This is a genomic window from Neobacillus niacini (assembly GCF_023715785.1).
In the GTDB taxonomy this organism is placed as follows: Bacteria; Bacillota; Bacilli; order Bacillales; family Cytobacillaceae; genus Neobacillus; species Neobacillus niacini_E.
Genome location: NZ_JAMBOX010000009.1, coordinates 14,721 through 31,338 on the forward strand (window position 1 = coordinate 14,721; position 16,618 = coordinate 31,338).

A 16,618-nucleotide genomic window follows, 5' to 3' on the forward strand; every position below is an offset into this window, starting at 1 on the left:
CCTTTGGACTTCACTCTCTTTCGCCATTTCCCATCTACTGGCCTTATTCATTGCATGAAATGATTCAAATTTTTAATAGTGATTATGCTTGAAAAACAGCCTGTCTGTCAAGTGGAAAATTTATAGAATTTTTAAATTTTTCCAGAAACACTATGCAGAAATAATGACAATTCTTCCAAAAATCGCTACACTTAAGTTTATATACCATTTGACACATAATATTCACAATTGCCGAATATGGTTTCTTTATTTAACTATAACGTTAGGAGCTTAAAAAAAATGACAGAATGGAAAAATGGAATTGCCAAAATCAGTCTCCCGACTCCGTTTCCAGTAGGAGATGTGAATGTTTATTTGGTCAAAGGCGAGCGGTTGACGCTTGTTGATGCCGGTCCGAAAACGGAGGAAGCCTGGAATTCGCTGACTTCGCAATTAGCACAGTTAAATTTAGCGCCGAAGGATATTGAACAGGTCGTCTTGACCCACCATCATCCGGACCATTCTGGGCTGCTTGATTTTTTCCCTGATTCACTTGAGGTGTACGGCCACCAGCTGAATGAGCGCTGGCTTCAGCCGACCGAAGACTTCTTTCAGGAACAGAAGAATTTTTTCCTTGAACTGTTTCAAGAGTTTGGATTGCCGGGGGAATTTTTGAAGTCTTTGGAAAATTTTAAAAAGGCTGCGTCGCAACTGGGCAATCGCCCGCTAACAGGCAGGATGTCAGAAGGCATGCGTCCGCCTGGACTTTCCGAGTGGCAAGTGATTGAAACACCGGGTCACGCCCAAAGCCAAATTGCACTGTTCCGCGAGCAAGATGGAACACTGATTGGCGGCGATGTCATTATTGCGCATATTTCGCCAAACCCATTGCTGGAGCCGCATGCACCTGGGGAAACCGAACGGCCAAAACCGCAGCTGCAGCATAATCATTCGATGCAAAAGCTGTTGTCATATCCAATTAAATTAGTTTATTCCGGGCATGGCGAGGAGGTCTATCAGCTTGCGGAATTGGTGGAAAAAAGGCTTATCCGCCAGCATGACCGAGCGATGACCGTCAACAGTTGGCTGAAGGAAGAACATATGACAGTGTTTGAAATCTGCAAACGTCTATTTCCGAAAGTGTATAAGCGGGAATTGATGCTGACCATCTCGGAGACGGTCGCCCAGCTTGACTATTTGGCATCCATCGGTGAAATTATAAGTAATGATACACTGCCTGTGCTTTATCAAGCAAAATAAGCAAGGCCGACTAGATGAGGTGCTCAAATAGTGAATGAAAGAGTAAAAGGGAAAAATATTGTGATTACCGGCGCTTCTGGGGGAATTGGGGCGGAGATTGCTCGACTTTGTGCCGCAAGCGGGGCCAATCTCGTCCTGCTTGCCCGCAGCATCGATAAATTGCAGCAGCTTGAAAGCGAGCTTGAGCAAAAATATCAAATAAACGTCGAAGTTTTTCAGTTGGATGTCGCGAATACGGATCAGGTAAAGCAGGTATTCGAGCAAATTTTTGCATCAGTTGGAGATGTCGACGTTCTTGTCAATAATGCCGGATTTGGGGTGTTCCGCGAGGCGCATGAGGCTACCATTAATGAAATTAAAGGGATGTTTGAGGTCAATGTTGTCGGGCTGATGGCCTGTACAAGCATGGTCCTTCCGAAAATGCGTGCACGGCGCTTTGGTCATATTATCAACATTGCATCGCAGGCTGGAAAAATTGCCACCCCGAAATCAAGTGTCTATTCGGCTTCCAAGCATGCGGTCCTTGGCTATACAAATTCACTAAGGATGGAACTTGATGATTTCAATGTTGGAGTAACTTCCGTAAACCCGGGTCCAATTGCGACCAACTTCTTTACGATCGCTGATGAAAAGGGCACGTATGTAAAAAATGTCCAGAAATTCATGCTGAAACCGGAATATGTCGCACATAAGGTTGTCAGCAGCATGCTGACAAAAACGCGGGAGATTAACCTGCCGCGGTGGATGAACATGGGCAGTGTGGTTTACGTTTTGTTCCCGCGGCTGTTTGAGCGGATTGGCAAGAGGGTATTAAATAAAAAGTAAAAGTCGTTACTTTTTTACCATAGAGTTTAAAATGTTTTAATCCTGCCTCTTAGGAAAGGATGGTTTAAAATGGCAATAAATGAAGAAGAATTGGAAAAGGCTATGGAAGCCTCTAGTAAAAACTTTTCTGATGAAAAATTTTGGGACAAACTAAAAAAATTTGCTAAAAAAGCGGGTTCGTCTGTTGTTTATGCAGTTTTGCTTCTTTATTTTACTCTGCAAAAACCGGAAGTGCCGGCTAAAACAAAAGCCGTCATTATAGGAGCTTTGGGTTATTTCATCCTACCATTGGATTTAATTCCTGATTTTGCGATCGGGGTCGGTTACACAGATGACCTGGGGGCATTGGGAATAGCCCTTTTGCAAGTGGCCATGCATATTGATGATGAAATTAAAAATAAAGCAAAAGAAAAATTAGCAGACTGGTTTGGAGATCATGTCGATACGTCAGATATTGATAAAAAACTTGGATAGCAAAGCCCCCGGCAGCGAGTAACGTTACCGGGGGCCTGTTTTTTAGCTAATAGGAAAGTATAAAATTTTTACCAAATTTTACACTTTCCTATGTCGCACAAATTCAACTACGCCTCTGTCATCGTCCTAACGGACTCGCCAATCGGCGAGTTTTCATTTATCTCTTTAAACCTGATTCCACTCCCGTACCTTCTGGTCGGCTGGCAGAAGAAAGGCGGTTAATCCTATTAGCGGAAGGACGCCTAGCGCAATAATCATTGATTGAAGTCCAATCAAGTCCGCAATAAGCCCGAGTCCGACGGAGCCAATCGCTCCCATCCCAAAGGCGAGTCCTACGGTCAGGCCGGACATCAAGCCAATTTTACCAGGTACGAGTTCCTGCGCATAAACGACTGTAACAGAAAAACTCGTCATCAAGATAAACCCTGTCAAAATAAGCAAAATAAACGCCACCACTTGGGGCACATTCGGAATTAGGATGGAAAACGGCACTGTCGCCAGCATTGAAAATGAAATGACAGATTTCTTTCCGAAGCGGTCGGCAAGCGGTCCACCAAAAAAGGTGCCAAATGCGCCTGCCACTAAAAAGGCAAACAAGAAAAGCTGCGATTCTTTAATGGTAAGAGCATACTCCTTTATTCCATAAAAAGCATAAAAGTTGGTCATTCCGGAAATATACCAAGACCTTGCAAAAATCAGCAACAGGATTAAGACTAATGCACGTTTAACCTCTTTAGACACACCAGTTTGTTGGCTGGCACTGCTTTGCTTTTTCTTAATTGGGGCAGCCAGTAGTCTCTGACTATACCAATTCGCGATATAGATTAATAGGATGACGGCAAGCGCGGCCACAATCGAAAACCATGAGGCGCCAATTTGCCCCAGCGGTACTAAGATTAAAGCAGTAATCAACGGTGCAAACGCCTGGCCGGTATTGCCGCCGACCTGATAAATCGATTGGGCAAGCCCTCTTCGGTTACCGGCAGCCATATAGGCCACCCTTGACCCTTCCGGATGGAACACGGCTGAACCAAGCCCGATGAACAGGACTGATAACACGACCATTCCAAACGATGGCGCAAACCCCAAACCAAGGACGCCAAACAACGTAAAGGTTAAACCTATTGGCAGGGCGTAGGGCATCGGTTTTTTATCAGTGAACATGCCGACGACAGGTTGCATGACGGACGAAACCATGTTCAGGGAAAAGGCGATGATACCAAGTTGGGTGAAGGATAATCTCATTGATTTTTCAAGAATTGGAAACATTGCCGGGACAACGGCTTGAATCGCATCGTTCAACATATGGCAAAGCCCAATAATAAATAGGATTTTGTATATGGTTGCTTGGGATGCTTTTGGTGCTTGTTGGGACAGCACGGCAGTTTGACTCATAAAATTCTCCTTTACAATGAAACTGGTAAATTTTTATATCCATATCTTACTACCGATTGAGAAAAAAAAGAAATATTTATTTCTGAACTCGAAAAATATGTACTCTGCCATAAAAATATGACTCAACTATGAGCCTGTTAAATATTCATACACCATATCATTGACAACCTCATACAAATCCGCCGCCGGTTCTTCGTGTTTCGTTTGGAGAATCCGCTTGACCAGTTCCTCCATTTCTTGATCGTCAACTGGCAGGGAATCACCCCTATAATATTGTTTAAAGCAATTTTTTATCATCTTCACGACCAGCTTTTTCTCCATAACCATGCACCTCACCCCCATTATAGCCTTTTTTCGCGGATTAGCCATATTTGGTAATCCTCAAAAAATTTCCATTGAATGCGAACGAATATTCGCTTATGATAATAAATATACTAATAAAGAACAAATGTTCGAAATTAAAACTGTGAGGGATTAATCATGGTCGATTACAGCACGTTACCGCACAATAAAATTTTATGTGTCGACATGAAGAGTTTCTATGCCAGCTGCTCCGCTGTCATGCTCGGGCTTGATCCATTGGAGTGCTATATCGCGATTGTCGGCGACAAGGACCGGCAGGGGAGTGTCGTGCTAGCCGCTTCCCCTCGTCTGAAAAAAGAATTTGGCATCAAAACGGGCTCACGGCTTTTTGAAATTCCAAAGGATCCAAGGATTCAATTGGTCGAGCCGAAAATGGCCACCTATTTGCGGATTTCAACCGAAATCAGCCGCGTGTTTAACCGCTATGTGCCAAAAGAGGCAATCCACACCTACAGTGTCGATGAAAGCTTTATTAAAGTGGACGGCGCGATGGAAATATGGGGCGATGCCCGGACGATTGGGGAAAAAATCCGGAATGATATTGAACGCGAGTTTCAGCTTCCATGCGCCGTCGGCATCGGCCCGAATATGCTGTTGGCAAAGCTTTGTCTCGATCTGGAGGCCAAGAACCATGGAGTTGCCGAGTGGACCTATGATGATGTCCAAACAAAGCTGTGGAAGGTGTCGCCGCTTCGGGAAATGTGGGGCATCGGCAGGAGTGTCGAGAAAACATTAAACGGTATGGGCATTTTTACGGTCGGCCAGTTGGCCCGTTATGATTTGAAACAACTGGAAAAAAAATTCGGCATCATGGGCAATCAGCTTTATTATCACGCCTGGGGAGTCGACCTGTCCGATTTAGGGGCACCGATTATTGAAGGGCAGATCAGTTTTGGCAAAAGTCAAATTCTATTACGCGATTATAAAGATGTAGAGGAAATCAAGCATGTCATTTTGGAGATGTGTGAGGAGGTAGCCAAGCGGGCTAGAACACGGCGAAAGGCAGGGCGGACCATCAGCCTTGGCATCGGCTACAGTCAGGATGAATTTGGCGGCGGCTTTCACCGCTCCCGGTCGATTGAGCAGCCGACCAACGTCACGATGGACCTCTACCAAGTCTGTCTGGAGCTGTTTCATGAGCATTACAGCGGCAAAACGGTCCGGCAAATTTCAATTTCACTTGCCAACATTGTCGATGATTGCGAACTACAACTTGATCTGTTTGATCAGGGTGCCTACAAACGGCGGGAGCTTGGCTATGTCGTCGACTCGGTCCGCCGCCGCTTCGGCCCCGGCTCCTTGCTGCGGGCTGTTTCCTACACGGCTGGAGGCACGGCCAAGCACCGGGCTTCACTTGTGGGCGGGCATAAGATGTAGGAAGGGGGAAAGCAAATGATTCGCGACCGCGGAAGAATCAAATGGACGTCGATGATGCTCCCAGAGCATGTAAAAATGCTCAGGGATTGGGTCAAGGAAGACCAGTATGAACAACAAAAGGAAATGGATGAACAGCAGCTTGAGATGATGAATGAAACCTTATCCGAAGCCATTGAATTCGACCAATACGTGACGATTACCCATTATCGGCACCGAAATTATGAAATCGTGATTGGAAAAATCCATTACTGGGATGAACTCGCACATAAGCTGCATGTCATCGATAGATTTCAGGAAGTACACCGGATTCCGATTAAGACAATTGCCGACATCCGGCTGACTGATAAATAAAATGAGCAGTCCAATAACTAATTTCGTTGCCTAGGAATCTTCGGCAGAGTTTTCATTTGAGGTCGCTATAGTACCGCAATTAATAGTTGTGAAGGAATTTCGGCAGCCATCGCCGAAACTAAAATTGCCGCCAACCATGGTAACGTTGGAAGTATGGCTGTTTTGAGTGGTTCCGCCAGAATTAATGTTGGCGTTATGAGAAAGTGCTTGTACCTTAAATCGACCGATATTGATCGAGTGTGACATGTCCATCACCGTCCTTACCCTATTTTATTATGAGTTAAGGTTTGTGATTGTCCAAATGCCTGCATGTGTGCGACGGTGTTATTAAGTCTTATTTTTTCAATTCGGCTGCTTTAACCCAGCCCTTCGATCATATAAACCGTACATTAATACCGCTAAAATGATCACAAAGGATAGGCAAATATAAATATTCCGATAAACAATTTCTAAAGGTAAACCATCTTGAATGGTTAGCAATAATCCGGAAATTGTCACTCCTAGCCCGCCGCCAAAAAATTGGATTAATTGGGCGATTCCTATTCCCGAACCGATTTCAGTCATTGGCAGGATCCTCGTTATCTCGTTGGAAATGCTCGTTGAAAGTGCAGTGAAGCCAATGCTTGCGAACATATATATTGAAAGAATGAAAGTGGGATTTAGGGTGGATAACCATGCAAATAGGGCAGTGGCGCTTACTAAAAATAATTGCCCAAAAATAATGAATGGTGCATTCCCAAAACGGTCAATGAGTCTTCCTATAAATTGCCCGGCAATCACCGCAAAAATGGCGCCTGGAAAAATAATCATCCCTACCTGTGCAGGTTCTTTTACGAATACAGTTGTAAGAATAATTGGCATTAAAAACAAATTTGAAAAATTTATGAAAAAGGCTGAACAACCAATAAAAAGCAGTTTTAAATATTGTTTATTTCTGAGGAGTGCTGGTGGAATAAACGGCTTTTCCACCCTGTGAAGATAGAGCCACCAGATTACAAAAAGAACAACCGTCCCTAATAAAATGCCGTATGAAAATGTGGATAGAAAAACCAGCAGTCCTGTAACGCTAAGTCCCGTTAGAATAGCACCATATAAATCGAAACGCCCTTTTGTAATTACCTCTTTAGGCAATAGCTTTTGGAAAAAAGGGAGAGAAAGGACTGAAATGCCAGTGACAGCGAAAAGATACTTCCATCCTAAATATTGAGTAATGACTCCACCTATTACAGGACCTAGGCCAAATGCCAATGAGGCAGCAGAAGCAATCATGGCCATTGCTTTTCCTCGCCTTGAGAGAGGTATATAGCGTCCGGCCATGATCATCGAGAGTCCCATAACTGCGCCTGCCCCGGCGGCCTGAAGAATGCGGGCTCCTAATAAGATAAAAAAATGAGTTGAAAAGAAACCGATCACCGATGCGATTCCTAAAATGCTAATTCCATAGAGCAGCAGTCTCGATAGAGGGATAAAATCGGATAGTCTGCCGAAAGTCAACGTTGAAATGGCAAACATGATGGAATAACCGGAAACAAGCCATGATGCCGTTGATGAATTTAAGGAAAAGTCTTTAAGTACGGAGGGCAAGGCAACATTAAACATTGTCGTATTCATCACTACCAGCAAGGTGGTAATACTCCATATAAGAATGAGTTTATTCTCTGGTAAATCCACCTTGCTTTCAGTTTGGGAAGAAGCAATTGAAATAGACGGCATTATATTCCTCCTTGCTTAATAAAATTAATCTTTTTTTAATCTTTTTCCTGCGGAGATTCCTTTCAAAACCATACATGTGCTTGTGGAATGCGCCACGAGACTTTGTCGTTCATCAAATATTTGACATTCCAGCAATCCAACTGAGGAACCTTTTTTAATTAATCTCCCCTCAGCTCGAAGCTTCGAATGAAAAACAGGTTTAAGGAAATTTAGTTTAATTTCTACGGTTGTAAAAAGTTCATCATCGGCAAGCGTACTGGAAAAAGCATATCCCATCGCAGCATCAGCTATATCACACAAGATTCCGCCGTGTAATGTACCCATCGGATTATGAAGTCGTTCAGTTGCTTCCAATTCTATAACAACTCTGCCTTCTTCAACCTCTATCACTTTAAAACCAAGTACCTCGGCTACTGGAGGGCCAGGTGTTTCACCCGTGATCATTTTCTTTAAACCTTCTAATTTGTTCATATTTTCACCTTTCCTATTAAAATCGAATTTTTAGAACGTTCATTCGAAAAGGATTAATCGAGTACAGCTAAAGTGCAATCAATGATATTTTGAAGCTTTTGCCTATCATCTGTGGTTTTGACTAATACTCTTATCCCAATGAATGAATTATGAATAAATTGAGCTAATTTTTCCAAATCAAGCTGTCCGGACAATTCGCCGTTTTGTTGCCCCTGCAATAATAGCTCATATATGAATGCTTCTGTCTTACTAAAGTTTTTACTTATCCTGTCAGCAATTTCCTGGTTATGTAATGTTAATTCTACTGCCGTATTGATAATTAAACATCCTGGTGGTTTTTCATCAGTAGAGGAAATGGTCATTTCAAATAATCCCCTTATCGCAGACTTAACTGAACTTTTCGGTCTAATTTGTTGTTCGATTGTTTTCTCGGTAATTTCCTCGAAGAGTTGCAAAGCTTTTAGAAACAGCGTCTGTTTATCGCCAAATGTGTCATAAATACTTCTGCGGTGTATATTCATAAAGTCTACTAAATCCTGCATGGATGTTTTTTCATATCCATTCCGCCAAAAAAGCACCATTGCTTTAAGCAAAACTTTGGCTTCATCAAATTCTTTGGGTCTAGCCATTTTTTTCCTCCTTTTCAAAAGATTGTATCATTATTAGAACGTTCGGTAAAGAATTTTTTGGCCATTTCAATCATTAGAATGACGGCTCAGGATCATAATTTCCTGGGGATTGTGAAGAACTGGCTTTAGGCATAAAAAAATGGCTCAGTTCACAGTGAACTGAGCCGTTTTTTTAATAACCTTTGAACCTTAATCCTCTTTTGGCACCCGTACCTGCGACTCAAAATTCCCTTTATGGGAGCCATCGCAGAATGGTTTGTTCTTGCTCATGCCACAGCGGCATAGCGAAAAGGAAGGTTTGGTTGTATACACATTGCCCTCGCCATCCAGCAATTCCACATCACCGGTAATTCTAAGCGATCCATTATCATTAACCTTGATTGTTACCTTTGACATCCCCAAGCACCCCTTTAAAAAAATTCATATTAATCATGAGAATAACTGGTTTAACAGGAAAATGCAACCAATAGGTTGCAGGCAAAATAAAAACAGCCCAATTCAACATATGCTACAATCATGATATTCCTATAAGAGGGGAGTGTTAAAAAGATGGAAATTTTCATTACAGAAGAAGCGGCAAAAAAGATTGACGAGAAAACAGCAGGGCGCAAAGGCTTTTTAAAGCTGATATACGATACAGACGGCTGTGGCTGAGCGGTCAGCGGTGTAGCAGCCCTGTGGTTCACAGGGGAAATAGATAGTGACGAAGTTGAAATCAGCACGAATAATCGGCCGGTTTATATGGAGAAACAAAAGCTCGTTTTCTTTGACGAGCAGATGAAAATTGATTTTTCCAGCAGTACGAATAGTTTTCAGCTAAAGAGTCCGCAGCAAATTTTAAACGCCCGCATGAGTTTCATTATCAAAGAAAAAACAGACTGATCCCAGTAGTGGGCAGTCTGTTTTAATAAGCATATTGTGTGTATTTATCCAAAAATTCGTCCACGACCCGTTTGTAGTCATCAGGGTTTTCATCAAAGGCTTGGGCATGGACGCCATTTTCCGCGATGTACAGCATTTTAGGCCCCTTTTTGTGTTCAAATAAATCATGGGTCATTGATGGCAGGATGAAATCATCGTCGCGGCTGTGGATAAACAACACCGGATGTTTAATGTTCTCAATAACTGAAATCGGTGAGACATGGCGGATTGAATACTTGTCACGCAGCCTAAGAAACGCATCCCCAATCGGCAATAACAGCCCGGGGAAAATTTTAAAATCCCTTTTAATTACGTGGGCAAGCTGTTGTTTAAAATCGGAAAACGGGCAGTCCGCAATGTAAAAATCAGCCCCGTCCTCCAGGAGTCCGGCATACAACAGCATCGTTGCCGCCCCCATAGAAACTCCGTGAATTCCCAGGACCAAGTCCGGCCCCTTCTCTTTTTTTAGCCAGTCGACCACCGCTTTTAAATCAAATTTTTCATAATATCCATAGCTCGTGGTTTTGCCTCCGGATTCACCGTGGCGGCGATGGTCGTAAAGCAGGGTGTTAAAACCGCGCTCTAAGAACAGGTTCGCATATTTAACCGAATTGATTTTGTTTTCGGTGACACCGTGGGAAATAATAACATAGCGGTTCGTTTCATGAGGCTCCGCAAGCACAGCCTTAATGTTGTAGCCAAACGGCGACCGAATCGTCACATCCCGTTTCGGTAGAGAGTCGTACTCATCAGGATTAAACCGGCCCGCCTGCTTTTCCCGGTTTAAGATAAACTCCTCATCCTTCTTTTTGATATACATGATTCGATTGGTAAAATATAAACCGATTGCAAGCCAAAAAAATAATACAGAGAACAAGATTCGAAATGCCTTTTTCAAAAACGGCACCTCCAAGAGGATATTTACATAAATTAACATTGTTAATTTTACCATAAGAAAAGCCGCTTATTCCAATGAGCGGCTTTGGGCTTGAATTATTGTTCAGAATTTTGTCGCTTTGTTGGGTGGAGGGCTTTTTCCATTTCTTCGGCAGCCATCATTCGTTTGCCGCCTCCAGCTGAATCCGAATAGTTCTTCCCTGCCATGCTGTTTCCTTTATCCCGTTTTTGACTCATGAACAAATCTCCCTTCGAAGGTCGTATCATCTAATAAGATGCTTAAATAGAGAATCGTTTATTCACGAACTGTCTTGGCGTGAAGCCGAAAGTAACCGGTTTCGATTTCACGTGAAAGATGGGGGGAGACAATTTCTATGGCACCCACCAGTTTCTGCAAATCGACACCTGTTTCAATCCCCATTCTTTCAAGCATATAAACGACATCCTCTGTCGCGACATTTCCGCTCGCGCCGGGTGCGAACGGACATCCGCCAAGCCCGCCGGCCGAGGTGTCAAAACGATCAATTCCAGCCTGTAAGGCCGCCAAAATATTGGCGAGGCCGAGCTTACGGGTGTCATGAAAATGGGCTGTGAGGAGCGTATGGCAAAACTCCGCTTTTAATTTTGAAAAAAGCGAGTAAGACTCGGTTGGTGCCGCCATTCCGATGGTGTCGGCAACACTCAGTTCATCAACCCCGGCAGAGACAAATTCGCGGCACAGCTTTAATGTATCCGTGTCGGCGATTTTTCCTTCATAGGGGCAATAAAACGCTGTCGAGATGCAGGCACGAACAAAGTAATTTTTTTCCTTCAGTTCTTTGATGATGGGCTTTAATTCCGCCATGCAGTCGGCTGTCGTTTTGTTGATATTTTTTAAATTAAAGCTGTTGCTGACCCCGACAAACACCGCGACCGCCTTGCAATTGGTTGAGTAGACCCGATCGACGCCTTTGCGGTTAGGAGCAAGGACAATGTTTCTGGTTCGCTCATCTAGGCTGTCAAAGACAATTTCCGCAGCATCCGCCATTTGCGGCACCCATTTTGGGGACACAAATGAGGTCAATTCCATTTCCCTTAATCCGGCCTCTCTTAGTGCGGCAATAAACTGTTTCTTTTTTTCTGTCGGAACGAATAATTTTTCATTCTGCAATCCGTCACGCGGACCCACTTCAATTATGGTGACTTTTTCAGGCAATTTAAACATGGATAGTCCCCCTCATGTTTTCCTCATTCCATTGTAGAGGTGTTGATTTCAAAAAATCAAGAATAAAGGGAATTTTCATAAAACTGTGATACAATTATGAGTGATTAATATTTTAAAGGGGGAGAGTTCATGAACCAAACCGAGGTAGTGATTGTCAGTGCTGTCAGAACGGCGCTTGGAAGCTTTAACGGAGGATTAAAAAGTGTTTCCGCTCCTGAATTGGGTGCAGCCGTGATCAAAGGGGCGTTGGAGCAAGCGGGGATAAAGCCTGAACAGGTAGACGAAGTGATCATGGGGAACGTTCTTCAGGCAGGGCTTGGACAAAACCCGGCACGCCAAACGGCCATTAAAGCGGGAATTCCTGAAAGCGTTTCATCGCTGACAATTAACAAGGTATGCGGCTCAGGTTTAAAAGCGGTCCATCTGGCGGCACAAGCGATTTTGGCGGGAGATGCTGAAGTTGTGGTTGCAGGCGGAATGGAAAATATGAGTCAGGCTCCATACATATTGAAAAATGCCCGCGAAGGTTTCCGGATGGGCGACCAAAAATTAATCGATACAATGACGGCAGACGGCCTGACTTGTGTTTTTAACGATTACCATATGGGCGTTACCGCGGAAAATTTGGCGGAAAAATATAGTATTACAAGAGAAGAACAGGACCAATTTTCGGCCTGGAGCCAGGAAAAAGCGGTGAAGGCGATTGAGGCGGGCAGGTTTGAAGCGGAAATCGTTCCGGTTGTGATTCCGCAGCGCAAAGGCGACCCAGTTGTATTTGCGGTAGACGAATATCCGAAGAAGGGCACAACCGTAGAAAAATTGGCAGGCCTGCGTCCGGCATTTAAAAAGGATGGCACGGTCACCGCCGGAAATGCATCAGGCATCAATGATGGAGCTGCCGCTGTGGTGGTGATGAGCAGGAAAAAGGCCGAGGAATTGGGAGTAAAGCCGATTGTGTCGATTAAGGCAAATGCCAGCGCCGGGGTGGATCCGAGCATTATGGGAATTGGTCCTGTACCTGCAGTTAAGAAAGCGCTGGAGAAGGCTTCTCTTTCCTTGGATGAGATTGAGTTGATTGAAGCGAATGAAGCGTTTGCGGCACAATCGCTTGCGGTTGATCGGGAGCTTCATTTTAATAAAGAAATTTTGAACGTAAACGGCGGCGCGATCGCTCTGGGGCATCCGATTGGCGCAAGCGGCGCGAGGATTCTCGTCACGCTGATTCACGAAATGAAGCGGAGAAATGCTCGTTTAGGACTGGCGACACTTTGCATTGGCGGTGGCCAAGGTGTTGCGACGGTAGTGGAATTGGTTTAATAGGATTCAAGGCGGCAGACTATTCTTGGGATAGCCTGCCTTTTTATATTTTTGCTATAATTAGAAAAAAAGTCATTAAGGAGCGTCAATGACATGAAGAAGAAACACCAAAAAGCCAAACCCCAAAAAGACGATGCTGCGGTAACGCTGAAGGATATCATCAATCCCGATTTAATGAAACAATTAAAGGCGCAACAGGAGCAGCTTAAGGCAGAAGAGGAAAAAAGAAAAGAGACAGAAGAGCAGCGGAAGCGTGAGGAAAGAAGATTAAAAGAGAAAAATAAAACGTTTGAAGAACTATTAAATGAGAGCGGGATGAATTGGCAGGAGTTTAAATAGACCTGGGAGAGCCAATGGCTCTCCTTTTATCGATGCTCCCCATAAACACTAGCCTTCGTCAATTCTTTAATCAGCGCCACCTCTTCATCAGTCAGCGCCCGGCTCCTTACCGCTGCAGCATTGCTCCGAATCTGCTCCACACTGCTCGCCCCGGCAACAACCGAAGCCACCGCAGGGTTTGCCAGGTTGTATTGGAGCGCTACCTCCGTAAATGAACGCCCAGCACCCACACTCTCTTTAAGCCGTGGCAGCACATCAAGCAATTCTTCGTAGCTATAATCCAAATACCCTTTCCCAGTAGCCTTATCCAGCACTCTATCACTTAACAGCCCCTTGGCCAACGATCCGCGGGTCACGACGCTTACCCCATGTTCGGCCAACAGCGGCAATGCCACTTCCTCCGGCCGGCGGTCAAGAATGCTGTACTGCATCATCACAGAGATGATATGTGACTTCGTCACATATTCACGAATTACATTTGAACGAATGGAAGAAATCCCGTAATAGCGGATGAACCCTTCAGAAACTAAATCCTCGAAAGCTTCAATCGTCTCATCTATCGGGTCATCTATCGTGCCCCCGTGCAATTGATAAAGATCGATATAATCGGTGCCAAGCCGCTTCAAGCTTTGTTTGACGGCCTCTTTGATATATGCCTTCGATGGGTCCCAGGTCCAGCCGGAACGGTCTTGATTCCAGCGATTCCCTGCCTTCGTGGCGATTATCACGTGTTCCCGGACATTTTTTAACGCCTTTCCGACAATTTCTTCATTGACCCCAAAATCATATAAATCCGCAGTATCAAAATAATTGATGCCTTCCTCAAGGGCGGCTTCAATGATACTTTGCGCTTTTCGCTCATCGGTGCCAAGCGACATGCAGCCGAGTCCAAGCTCAGTTACGTACAAATCGGAATGCCCTAATTTTCTTTTCTTCAAAAAAATCCCCCCGTTCTTTTACATTGTCCAGCTCCAGCGCCCTAGCGGCTAGTGTCCTTCGCTCTCCGCCCTACGATAAGTCAACATCGAATCGCCTCCGGCTCTTCGTGTTTCCTTTATCTCGGTTGGAGCGCTCCAGGCCATACGCCGCTGACCAGGGCGCTTGCGCTTTTCTTATAATTTTAATCAAGAACAGGAAAGACTACAAACAGCAGGTCTTATTTTTTCGTGATATTGGCAGTCCAGTCAGAAACAGTTTCAAATTTTCTATTATATTCCTTTAGTTTTTGCAGAACTTCCCAGCCCTTTCCGACAAGAACGATTCCCTTCTCATGCACATACACCTTCATCCGATACCCCTCCAAATAAAGTATGGTAAAATGTATGACGGGAATGAACCGGACTAGAACAGGAGTTGAATAATAAATGAACAAGCTTGACGAAAAAACAATTAAGAGCGAAGAAATTTTTTCAGGAAAAATTGTCAGCCTTCACCTGCAGGAGGTGGAGCTACCGAACGGAAAGACGTCGAAACGAGAAATTATCAAGCACCCGGGAGCAGTGGCAATTATTGCCGTGACGAACGAGAATAAAATTATCATGGTCGAGCAATACCGCAAAGCGTTGGAACGAGCAATTGTCGAAATTCCTGCTGGAAAGCTGGAAAAAGGCGAAGAACCGGCTAGCTGCGCCCGCCGCGAACTGGAGGAGGAGACAGGCTACGAATGCGAAAGCCTTGAGCTGTTAACTTCTTTTTATACCTCACCGGGATTTGCCGATGAAATTGTCCATGTGTTTTTGGCTAAAGGATTAACGAAAAAGGAAAATTCCGCTGCTTTGGATGAGGATGAATTCGTTAATTTGGAAGAATTAACACTAGAAGAAGCTTTGCAATATGTAAAAGAACAAAAAATTTATGATGCAAAAACGATCTATGCTGTCCAATACTTACAACTACAAGAGGCGTTGAAAAAATAATGAATCGCTACTATGTCGATTTACATATTCATATTGGCCGGACATGGACCGGCAAGCCTGTTAAAATTACCGGGGCCAAGTCGTTGACTTTTACCAACATCATTGAGCATGCTCGTCATGAAAAAGGTCTCAACATGGTCGGAATCATCGACAGCCATTCGCCCGAAGTCATACTGGAAATGGAAAGCTTAATCCAAAGCGGCGATGTGTATGAACACGAGGATGGCGGTCTCGTGTTTGGTGATTTGACCGTGATTCCGGGCTCAGAGCTGGAAATTTATGATGAACAATGCAATGGCCCCATTCACCTGCTTTGCTACTTTCCAAACCTGACCATTATGCGGGAGTTTTCGAATTGGCTATCGGCCCATTTGAAAAATATTCAGCTGAGTTCGCAGCGAGTTTATATTACCGGTATGGAATTGCAAAAAAGAGTAAAAGAACTAGGGGGCATCTTCATTCCAGCGCATGTGTTTACTCCGTTTAAGAGTCTTTATGGAAGAGGGGTAAATAGGTCGCTTACAGAAGTGCTCGACCCGAATCTTATAGATGGAATCGAGCTTGGTTTGAGTTCTGATACACAGATGGCTGACCAATTGGGGGAATTGCATAAGTATACCTTTGTGACCAACTCCGATGCCCATTCGCTGGCAAAAATTGCTCGTGAATATCAGGTGGTGGCGATGCAGGAGCCAACATTCAAGGAATTACACAAAGCATTAAAAGGGGAGGACGGCCGCAAAATCGTCGCCAATTATGGCCTTGACCCGCTGCTCGGCAAATACCACAAAACAGTCTGTGCGGAGTGCTTGAACCAGGTGAATGAAAACGACCAAGTCTGCACCTTGTGCGGCCATCCAAAAATTATTAAAGGAGTGGCCGATCGAATTTTCGAATTGAAAACCGCGGATGAAGGTCCGGAAGGTCGTCCGCCATATGTTCATCAAGTCCCGCTTGAATTTATCCCTGGCCTCGGGCCGAGAATGCTGGGGAAATTGATTGATCACTTCGGCAGCGAAATGGCGATTTTGCACGAGGTGCCATTTGAAGCATTAAAAGAAGTCGTACCGGCGAAAATTGCCGCACTCATCATGCAGGCACGAGAAGGAAAAGTCAATCTGGCGGCAGGCGGCGGCGGAAAATACGGAAAAATTGCCGACCAATAGGGTATAACCCGACATCCAATA

General features: G+C 44.3%; 21 protein-coding genes and 1 pseudogene. 10 read left to right on the forward strand and 12 right to left on the reverse strand.

Going from position 1 to position 16,618, the window contains the following annotated elements:
* Positions 1-279: 279 nt before the first annotated feature.
* From M3234_RS16250 to M3234_RS16260, 3 genes are all read left to right on the forward strand, one after another.
* Positions 280-1,239 carry an MBL fold metallo-hydrolase gene (locus M3234_RS16250; protein WP_262305728.1) on the forward strand — a complete coding sequence of 320 codons (960 nt, stop codon included), beginning with the start codon at positions 280-282 and terminating at the stop codon, positions 1,237-1,239.
* A gap of 27 nt (positions 1,240-1,266) precedes the next feature.
* Positions 1,267-2,064 (forward strand): SDR family NAD(P)-dependent oxidoreductase, encoded by a 798-nt coding sequence (locus tag M3234_RS16255; protein WP_262305905.1) that lies wholly within the window; start codon positions 1,267-1,269, stop codon positions 2,062-2,064.
* 69 nt (positions 2,065-2,133) lie between these two features.
* Entirely contained in the window at positions 2,134-2,538 is a 405-nt protein-coding gene (locus M3234_RS16260; protein WP_262305729.1) for a YkvA family protein, read from the forward strand.
* Positions 2,539-2,703: 165 nt separating this feature from the next.
* Here the strand turns inward: M3234_RS16260 and M3234_RS16265 are convergent, their stop codons facing one another.
* Entirely contained in the window at positions 2,704-3,933 is a 1,230-nt protein-coding gene (locus M3234_RS16265) for an MFS transporter (protein WP_262305730.1), read from the reverse strand.
* Between the two features lie 126 nt (positions 3,934-4,059).
* Positions 4,060-4,260, reverse strand: a complete 201-nt coding sequence (locus tag M3234_RS16270) for a YqzH family protein (protein WP_253701299.1) — start codon at positions 4,258-4,260, stop codon at positions 4,060-4,062.
* Positions 4,261-4,413: 153 nt separating this feature from the next.
* Between M3234_RS16270 and M3234_RS16275 the strand changes: the two genes are divergently transcribed.
* Positions 4,414-5,673, forward strand: a complete 1,260-nt coding sequence (locus tag M3234_RS16275; RefSeq protein ID WP_262305731.1) for a Y-family DNA polymerase — start codon at positions 4,414-4,416, stop codon at positions 5,671-5,673.
* A gap of 15 nt (positions 5,674-5,688) precedes the next feature.
* The gene (locus tag M3234_RS16280; RefSeq protein ID WP_262305732.1) at positions 5,689-6,024 is read left to right on the forward strand and encodes a YolD-like family protein; all 336 of its coding nucleotides are present in this window, start codon (positions 5,689-5,691) and stop codon (positions 6,022-6,024) included.
* A 30-nt stretch (positions 6,025-6,054) separates the two neighbouring features.
* Here the strand turns inward: M3234_RS16280 and M3234_RS16285 are convergent, their stop codons facing one another.
* The 5 genes from M3234_RS16285 to M3234_RS16305 form a co-directional block, all read right to left on the reverse strand.
* Positions 6,055-6,270, reverse strand: coding sequence for a spore germination protein (locus M3234_RS16285; RefSeq protein WP_262305733.1), 216 nt, complete (start codon positions 6,268-6,270; stop codon positions 6,055-6,057).
* Positions 6,271-6,366: 96 nt separating this feature from the next.
* Complete coding sequence (locus tag M3234_RS16290) at positions 6,367-7,737, reverse strand: MFS transporter (protein ID WP_262305734.1); 1,371 nt, start codon at positions 7,735-7,737, stop codon at positions 6,367-6,369.
* Between the two features lie 24 nt (positions 7,738-7,761).
* Positions 7,762-8,208, reverse strand: coding sequence for a PaaI family thioesterase (locus tag M3234_RS16295; RefSeq protein ID WP_262305735.1), 447 nt, complete (start codon positions 8,206-8,208; stop codon positions 7,762-7,764).
* Between the two features lie 53 nt (positions 8,209-8,261).
* Entirely contained in the window at positions 8,262-8,837 is a 576-nt protein-coding gene (locus M3234_RS16300) for a TetR/AcrR family transcriptional regulator (protein WP_262305736.1), read from the reverse strand.
* 189 nt (positions 8,838-9,026) lie between these two features.
* Positions 9,027-9,233 (reverse strand): CDGSH iron-sulfur domain-containing protein, encoded by a 207-nt coding sequence (locus M3234_RS16305; protein WP_066312611.1) that lies wholly within the window; start codon positions 9,231-9,233, stop codon positions 9,027-9,029.
* A gap of 276 nt (positions 9,234-9,509) precedes the next feature.
* Between M3234_RS16305 and M3234_RS29570 the strand changes: the two are divergent.
* Positions 9,510-9,719, forward strand: a pseudogene (locus M3234_RS29570) (iron-sulfur cluster biosynthesis family protein); the annotation flags it as partial.
* Positions 9,720-9,741: 22 nt separating this feature from the next.
* Here the strand turns inward: M3234_RS29570 and M3234_RS16315 are convergent.
* The 3 genes from M3234_RS16315 to M3234_RS16325 form a co-directional block, all read right to left on the reverse strand.
* Positions 9,742-10,656 carry an alpha/beta hydrolase gene (locus tag M3234_RS16315; protein ID WP_262305737.1) on the reverse strand — a complete coding sequence of 305 codons (915 nt, stop codon included), beginning with the start codon at positions 10,654-10,656 and terminating at the stop codon, positions 9,742-9,744.
* A 95-nt stretch (positions 10,657-10,751) separates the two neighbouring features.
* Positions 10,752-10,892 (reverse strand): hypothetical protein, encoded by a 141-nt coding sequence (locus M3234_RS16320; RefSeq protein WP_172799221.1) that lies wholly within the window; start codon positions 10,890-10,892, stop codon positions 10,752-10,754.
* 58 nt (positions 10,893-10,950) lie between these two features.
* Complete coding sequence (locus M3234_RS16325; protein ID WP_262305738.1) at positions 10,951-11,859, reverse strand: hydroxymethylglutaryl-CoA lyase; 909 nt, start codon at positions 11,857-11,859, stop codon at positions 10,951-10,953.
* Between the two features lie 129 nt (positions 11,860-11,988).
* Here M3234_RS16325 and M3234_RS16330 point away from each other — a divergent pair, with 129 nt between their 5' ends.
* Together M3234_RS16330 and M3234_RS16335 are read left to right on the forward strand one after the other, a co-directional pair.
* A complete protein-coding gene (locus tag M3234_RS16330; protein ID WP_262305739.1) occupies positions 11,989-13,176 on the forward strand; it encodes an acetyl-CoA C-acetyltransferase in 1,188 nt (395 codons plus the stop codon).
* 93 nt (positions 13,177-13,269) lie between these two features.
* Positions 13,270-13,515 (forward strand): YqkE family protein, encoded by a 246-nt coding sequence (locus tag M3234_RS16335; protein WP_262305740.1) that lies wholly within the window; start codon positions 13,270-13,272, stop codon positions 13,513-13,515.
* A gap of 26 nt (positions 13,516-13,541) precedes the next feature.
* Here the strand turns inward: M3234_RS16335 and M3234_RS16340 are convergent, their stop codons facing one another.
* Both M3234_RS16340 and mciZ read right to left on the reverse strand, forming a co-directional pair.
* Positions 13,542-14,453 carry an aldo/keto reductase gene (locus tag M3234_RS16340; RefSeq protein WP_262305741.1) on the reverse strand — a complete coding sequence of 304 codons (912 nt, stop codon included), beginning with the start codon at positions 14,451-14,453 and terminating at the stop codon, positions 13,542-13,544.
* Between the two features lie 218 nt (positions 14,454-14,671).
* The gene (gene mciZ, locus M3234_RS16345; RefSeq protein ID WP_262305742.1) at positions 14,672-14,803 is read right to left on the reverse strand and encodes a Z-ring formation inhibitor MciZ; all 132 of its coding nucleotides are present in this window, start codon (positions 14,801-14,803) and stop codon (positions 14,672-14,674) included.
* A gap of 76 nt (positions 14,804-14,879) precedes the next feature.
* Between mciZ and M3234_RS16350 the strand changes: the two genes are divergently transcribed.
* Together M3234_RS16350 and M3234_RS16355 are read left to right on the forward strand one after the other, a co-directional pair.
* Complete coding sequence (locus M3234_RS16350; RefSeq protein WP_262305743.1) at positions 14,880-15,431, forward strand: NUDIX hydrolase; 552 nt, start codon at positions 14,880-14,882, stop codon at positions 15,429-15,431.
* Positions 15,431-16,597 (forward strand): endonuclease Q family protein, encoded by a 1,167-nt coding sequence (locus M3234_RS16355; RefSeq protein ID WP_262305744.1) that lies wholly within the window; start codon positions 15,431-15,433, stop codon positions 16,595-16,597. The genes M3234_RS16350 and M3234_RS16355 overlap by 1 nt, the downstream gene beginning before the upstream one ends.
* Positions 16,598-16,618 lie beyond the last annotated feature (21 nt).

Excerpts from the sequence above, each read along its gene's own strand:
- M3234_RS16290 (WP_262305734.1), bottom strand. The coding sequence starts at position 7,737 with ATGCCGTCTATTTCAATTGCTTCTTCCCAAACTGAAAGCAAGGTGGAT.
- M3234_RS16265 (WP_262305730.1), bottom strand. The coding sequence starts at position 3,933 with ATGAGTCAAACTGCCGTGCTGTCCCAACAAGCACCAAAAGCATCCCAA.
- M3234_RS16250 (WP_262305728.1), top strand. The coding sequence starts at position 280 with ATGACAGAATGGAAAAATGGAATTGCCAAAATCAGTCTCCCGACTCCG.
- M3234_RS16295 (WP_262305735.1), bottom strand. The coding sequence starts at position 8,208 with ATGAACAAATTAGAAGGTTTAAAGAAAATGATCACGGGTGAAACACCT.
- M3234_RS16300 (WP_262305736.1), bottom strand. The coding sequence starts at position 8,837 with ATGGCTAGACCCAAAGAATTTGATGAAGCCAAAGTTTTGCTTAAAGCA.
- M3234_RS16270 (WP_253701299.1), bottom strand. The coding sequence starts at position 4,260 with ATGGTTATGGAGAAAAAGCTGGTCGTGAAGATGATAAAAAATTGCTTT.
- M3234_RS16285 (WP_262305733.1), bottom strand. The coding sequence starts at position 6,270 with ATGTCACACTCGATCAATATCGGTCGATTTAAGGTACAAGCACTTTCT.
- M3234_RS16320 (WP_172799221.1), bottom strand. The coding sequence starts at position 10,892 with ATGAGTCAAAAACGGGATAAAGGAAACAGCATGGCAGGGAAGAACTAT.
- M3234_RS16260 (WP_262305729.1), top strand. The coding sequence starts at position 2,134 with ATGGCAATAAATGAAGAAGAATTGGAAAAGGCTATGGAAGCCTCTAGT.
- mciZ (WP_262305742.1), bottom strand. The coding sequence starts at position 14,803 with ATGAAGGTGTATGTGCATGAGAAGGGAATCGTTCTTGTCGGAAAGGGC.
- M3234_RS16325 (WP_262305738.1), bottom strand. The coding sequence starts at position 11,859 with ATGTTTAAATTGCCTGAAAAAGTCACCATAATTGAAGTGGGTCCGCGT.
- M3234_RS16330 (WP_262305739.1), top strand. The coding sequence starts at position 11,989 with ATGAACCAAACCGAGGTAGTGATTGTCAGTGCTGTCAGAACGGCGCTT.
- M3234_RS16280 (WP_262305732.1), top strand. The coding sequence starts at position 5,689 with ATGATTCGCGACCGCGGAAGAATCAAATGGACGTCGATGATGCTCCCA.
- M3234_RS16350 (WP_262305743.1), top strand. The coding sequence starts at position 14,880 with ATGAACAAGCTTGACGAAAAAACAATTAAGAGCGAAGAAATTTTTTCA.
- M3234_RS16275 (WP_262305731.1), top strand. The coding sequence starts at position 4,414 with ATGGTCGATTACAGCACGTTACCGCACAATAAAATTTTATGTGTCGAC.
- M3234_RS16335 (WP_262305740.1), top strand. The coding sequence starts at position 13,270 with ATGAAGAAGAAACACCAAAAAGCCAAACCCCAAAAAGACGATGCTGCG.
- M3234_RS16355 (WP_262305744.1), top strand. The coding sequence starts at position 15,431 with ATGAATCGCTACTATGTCGATTTACATATTCATATTGGCCGGACATGG.
- M3234_RS16305 (WP_066312611.1), bottom strand. The coding sequence starts at position 9,233 with ATGTCAAAGGTAACAATCAAGGTTAATGATAATGGATCGCTTAGAATT.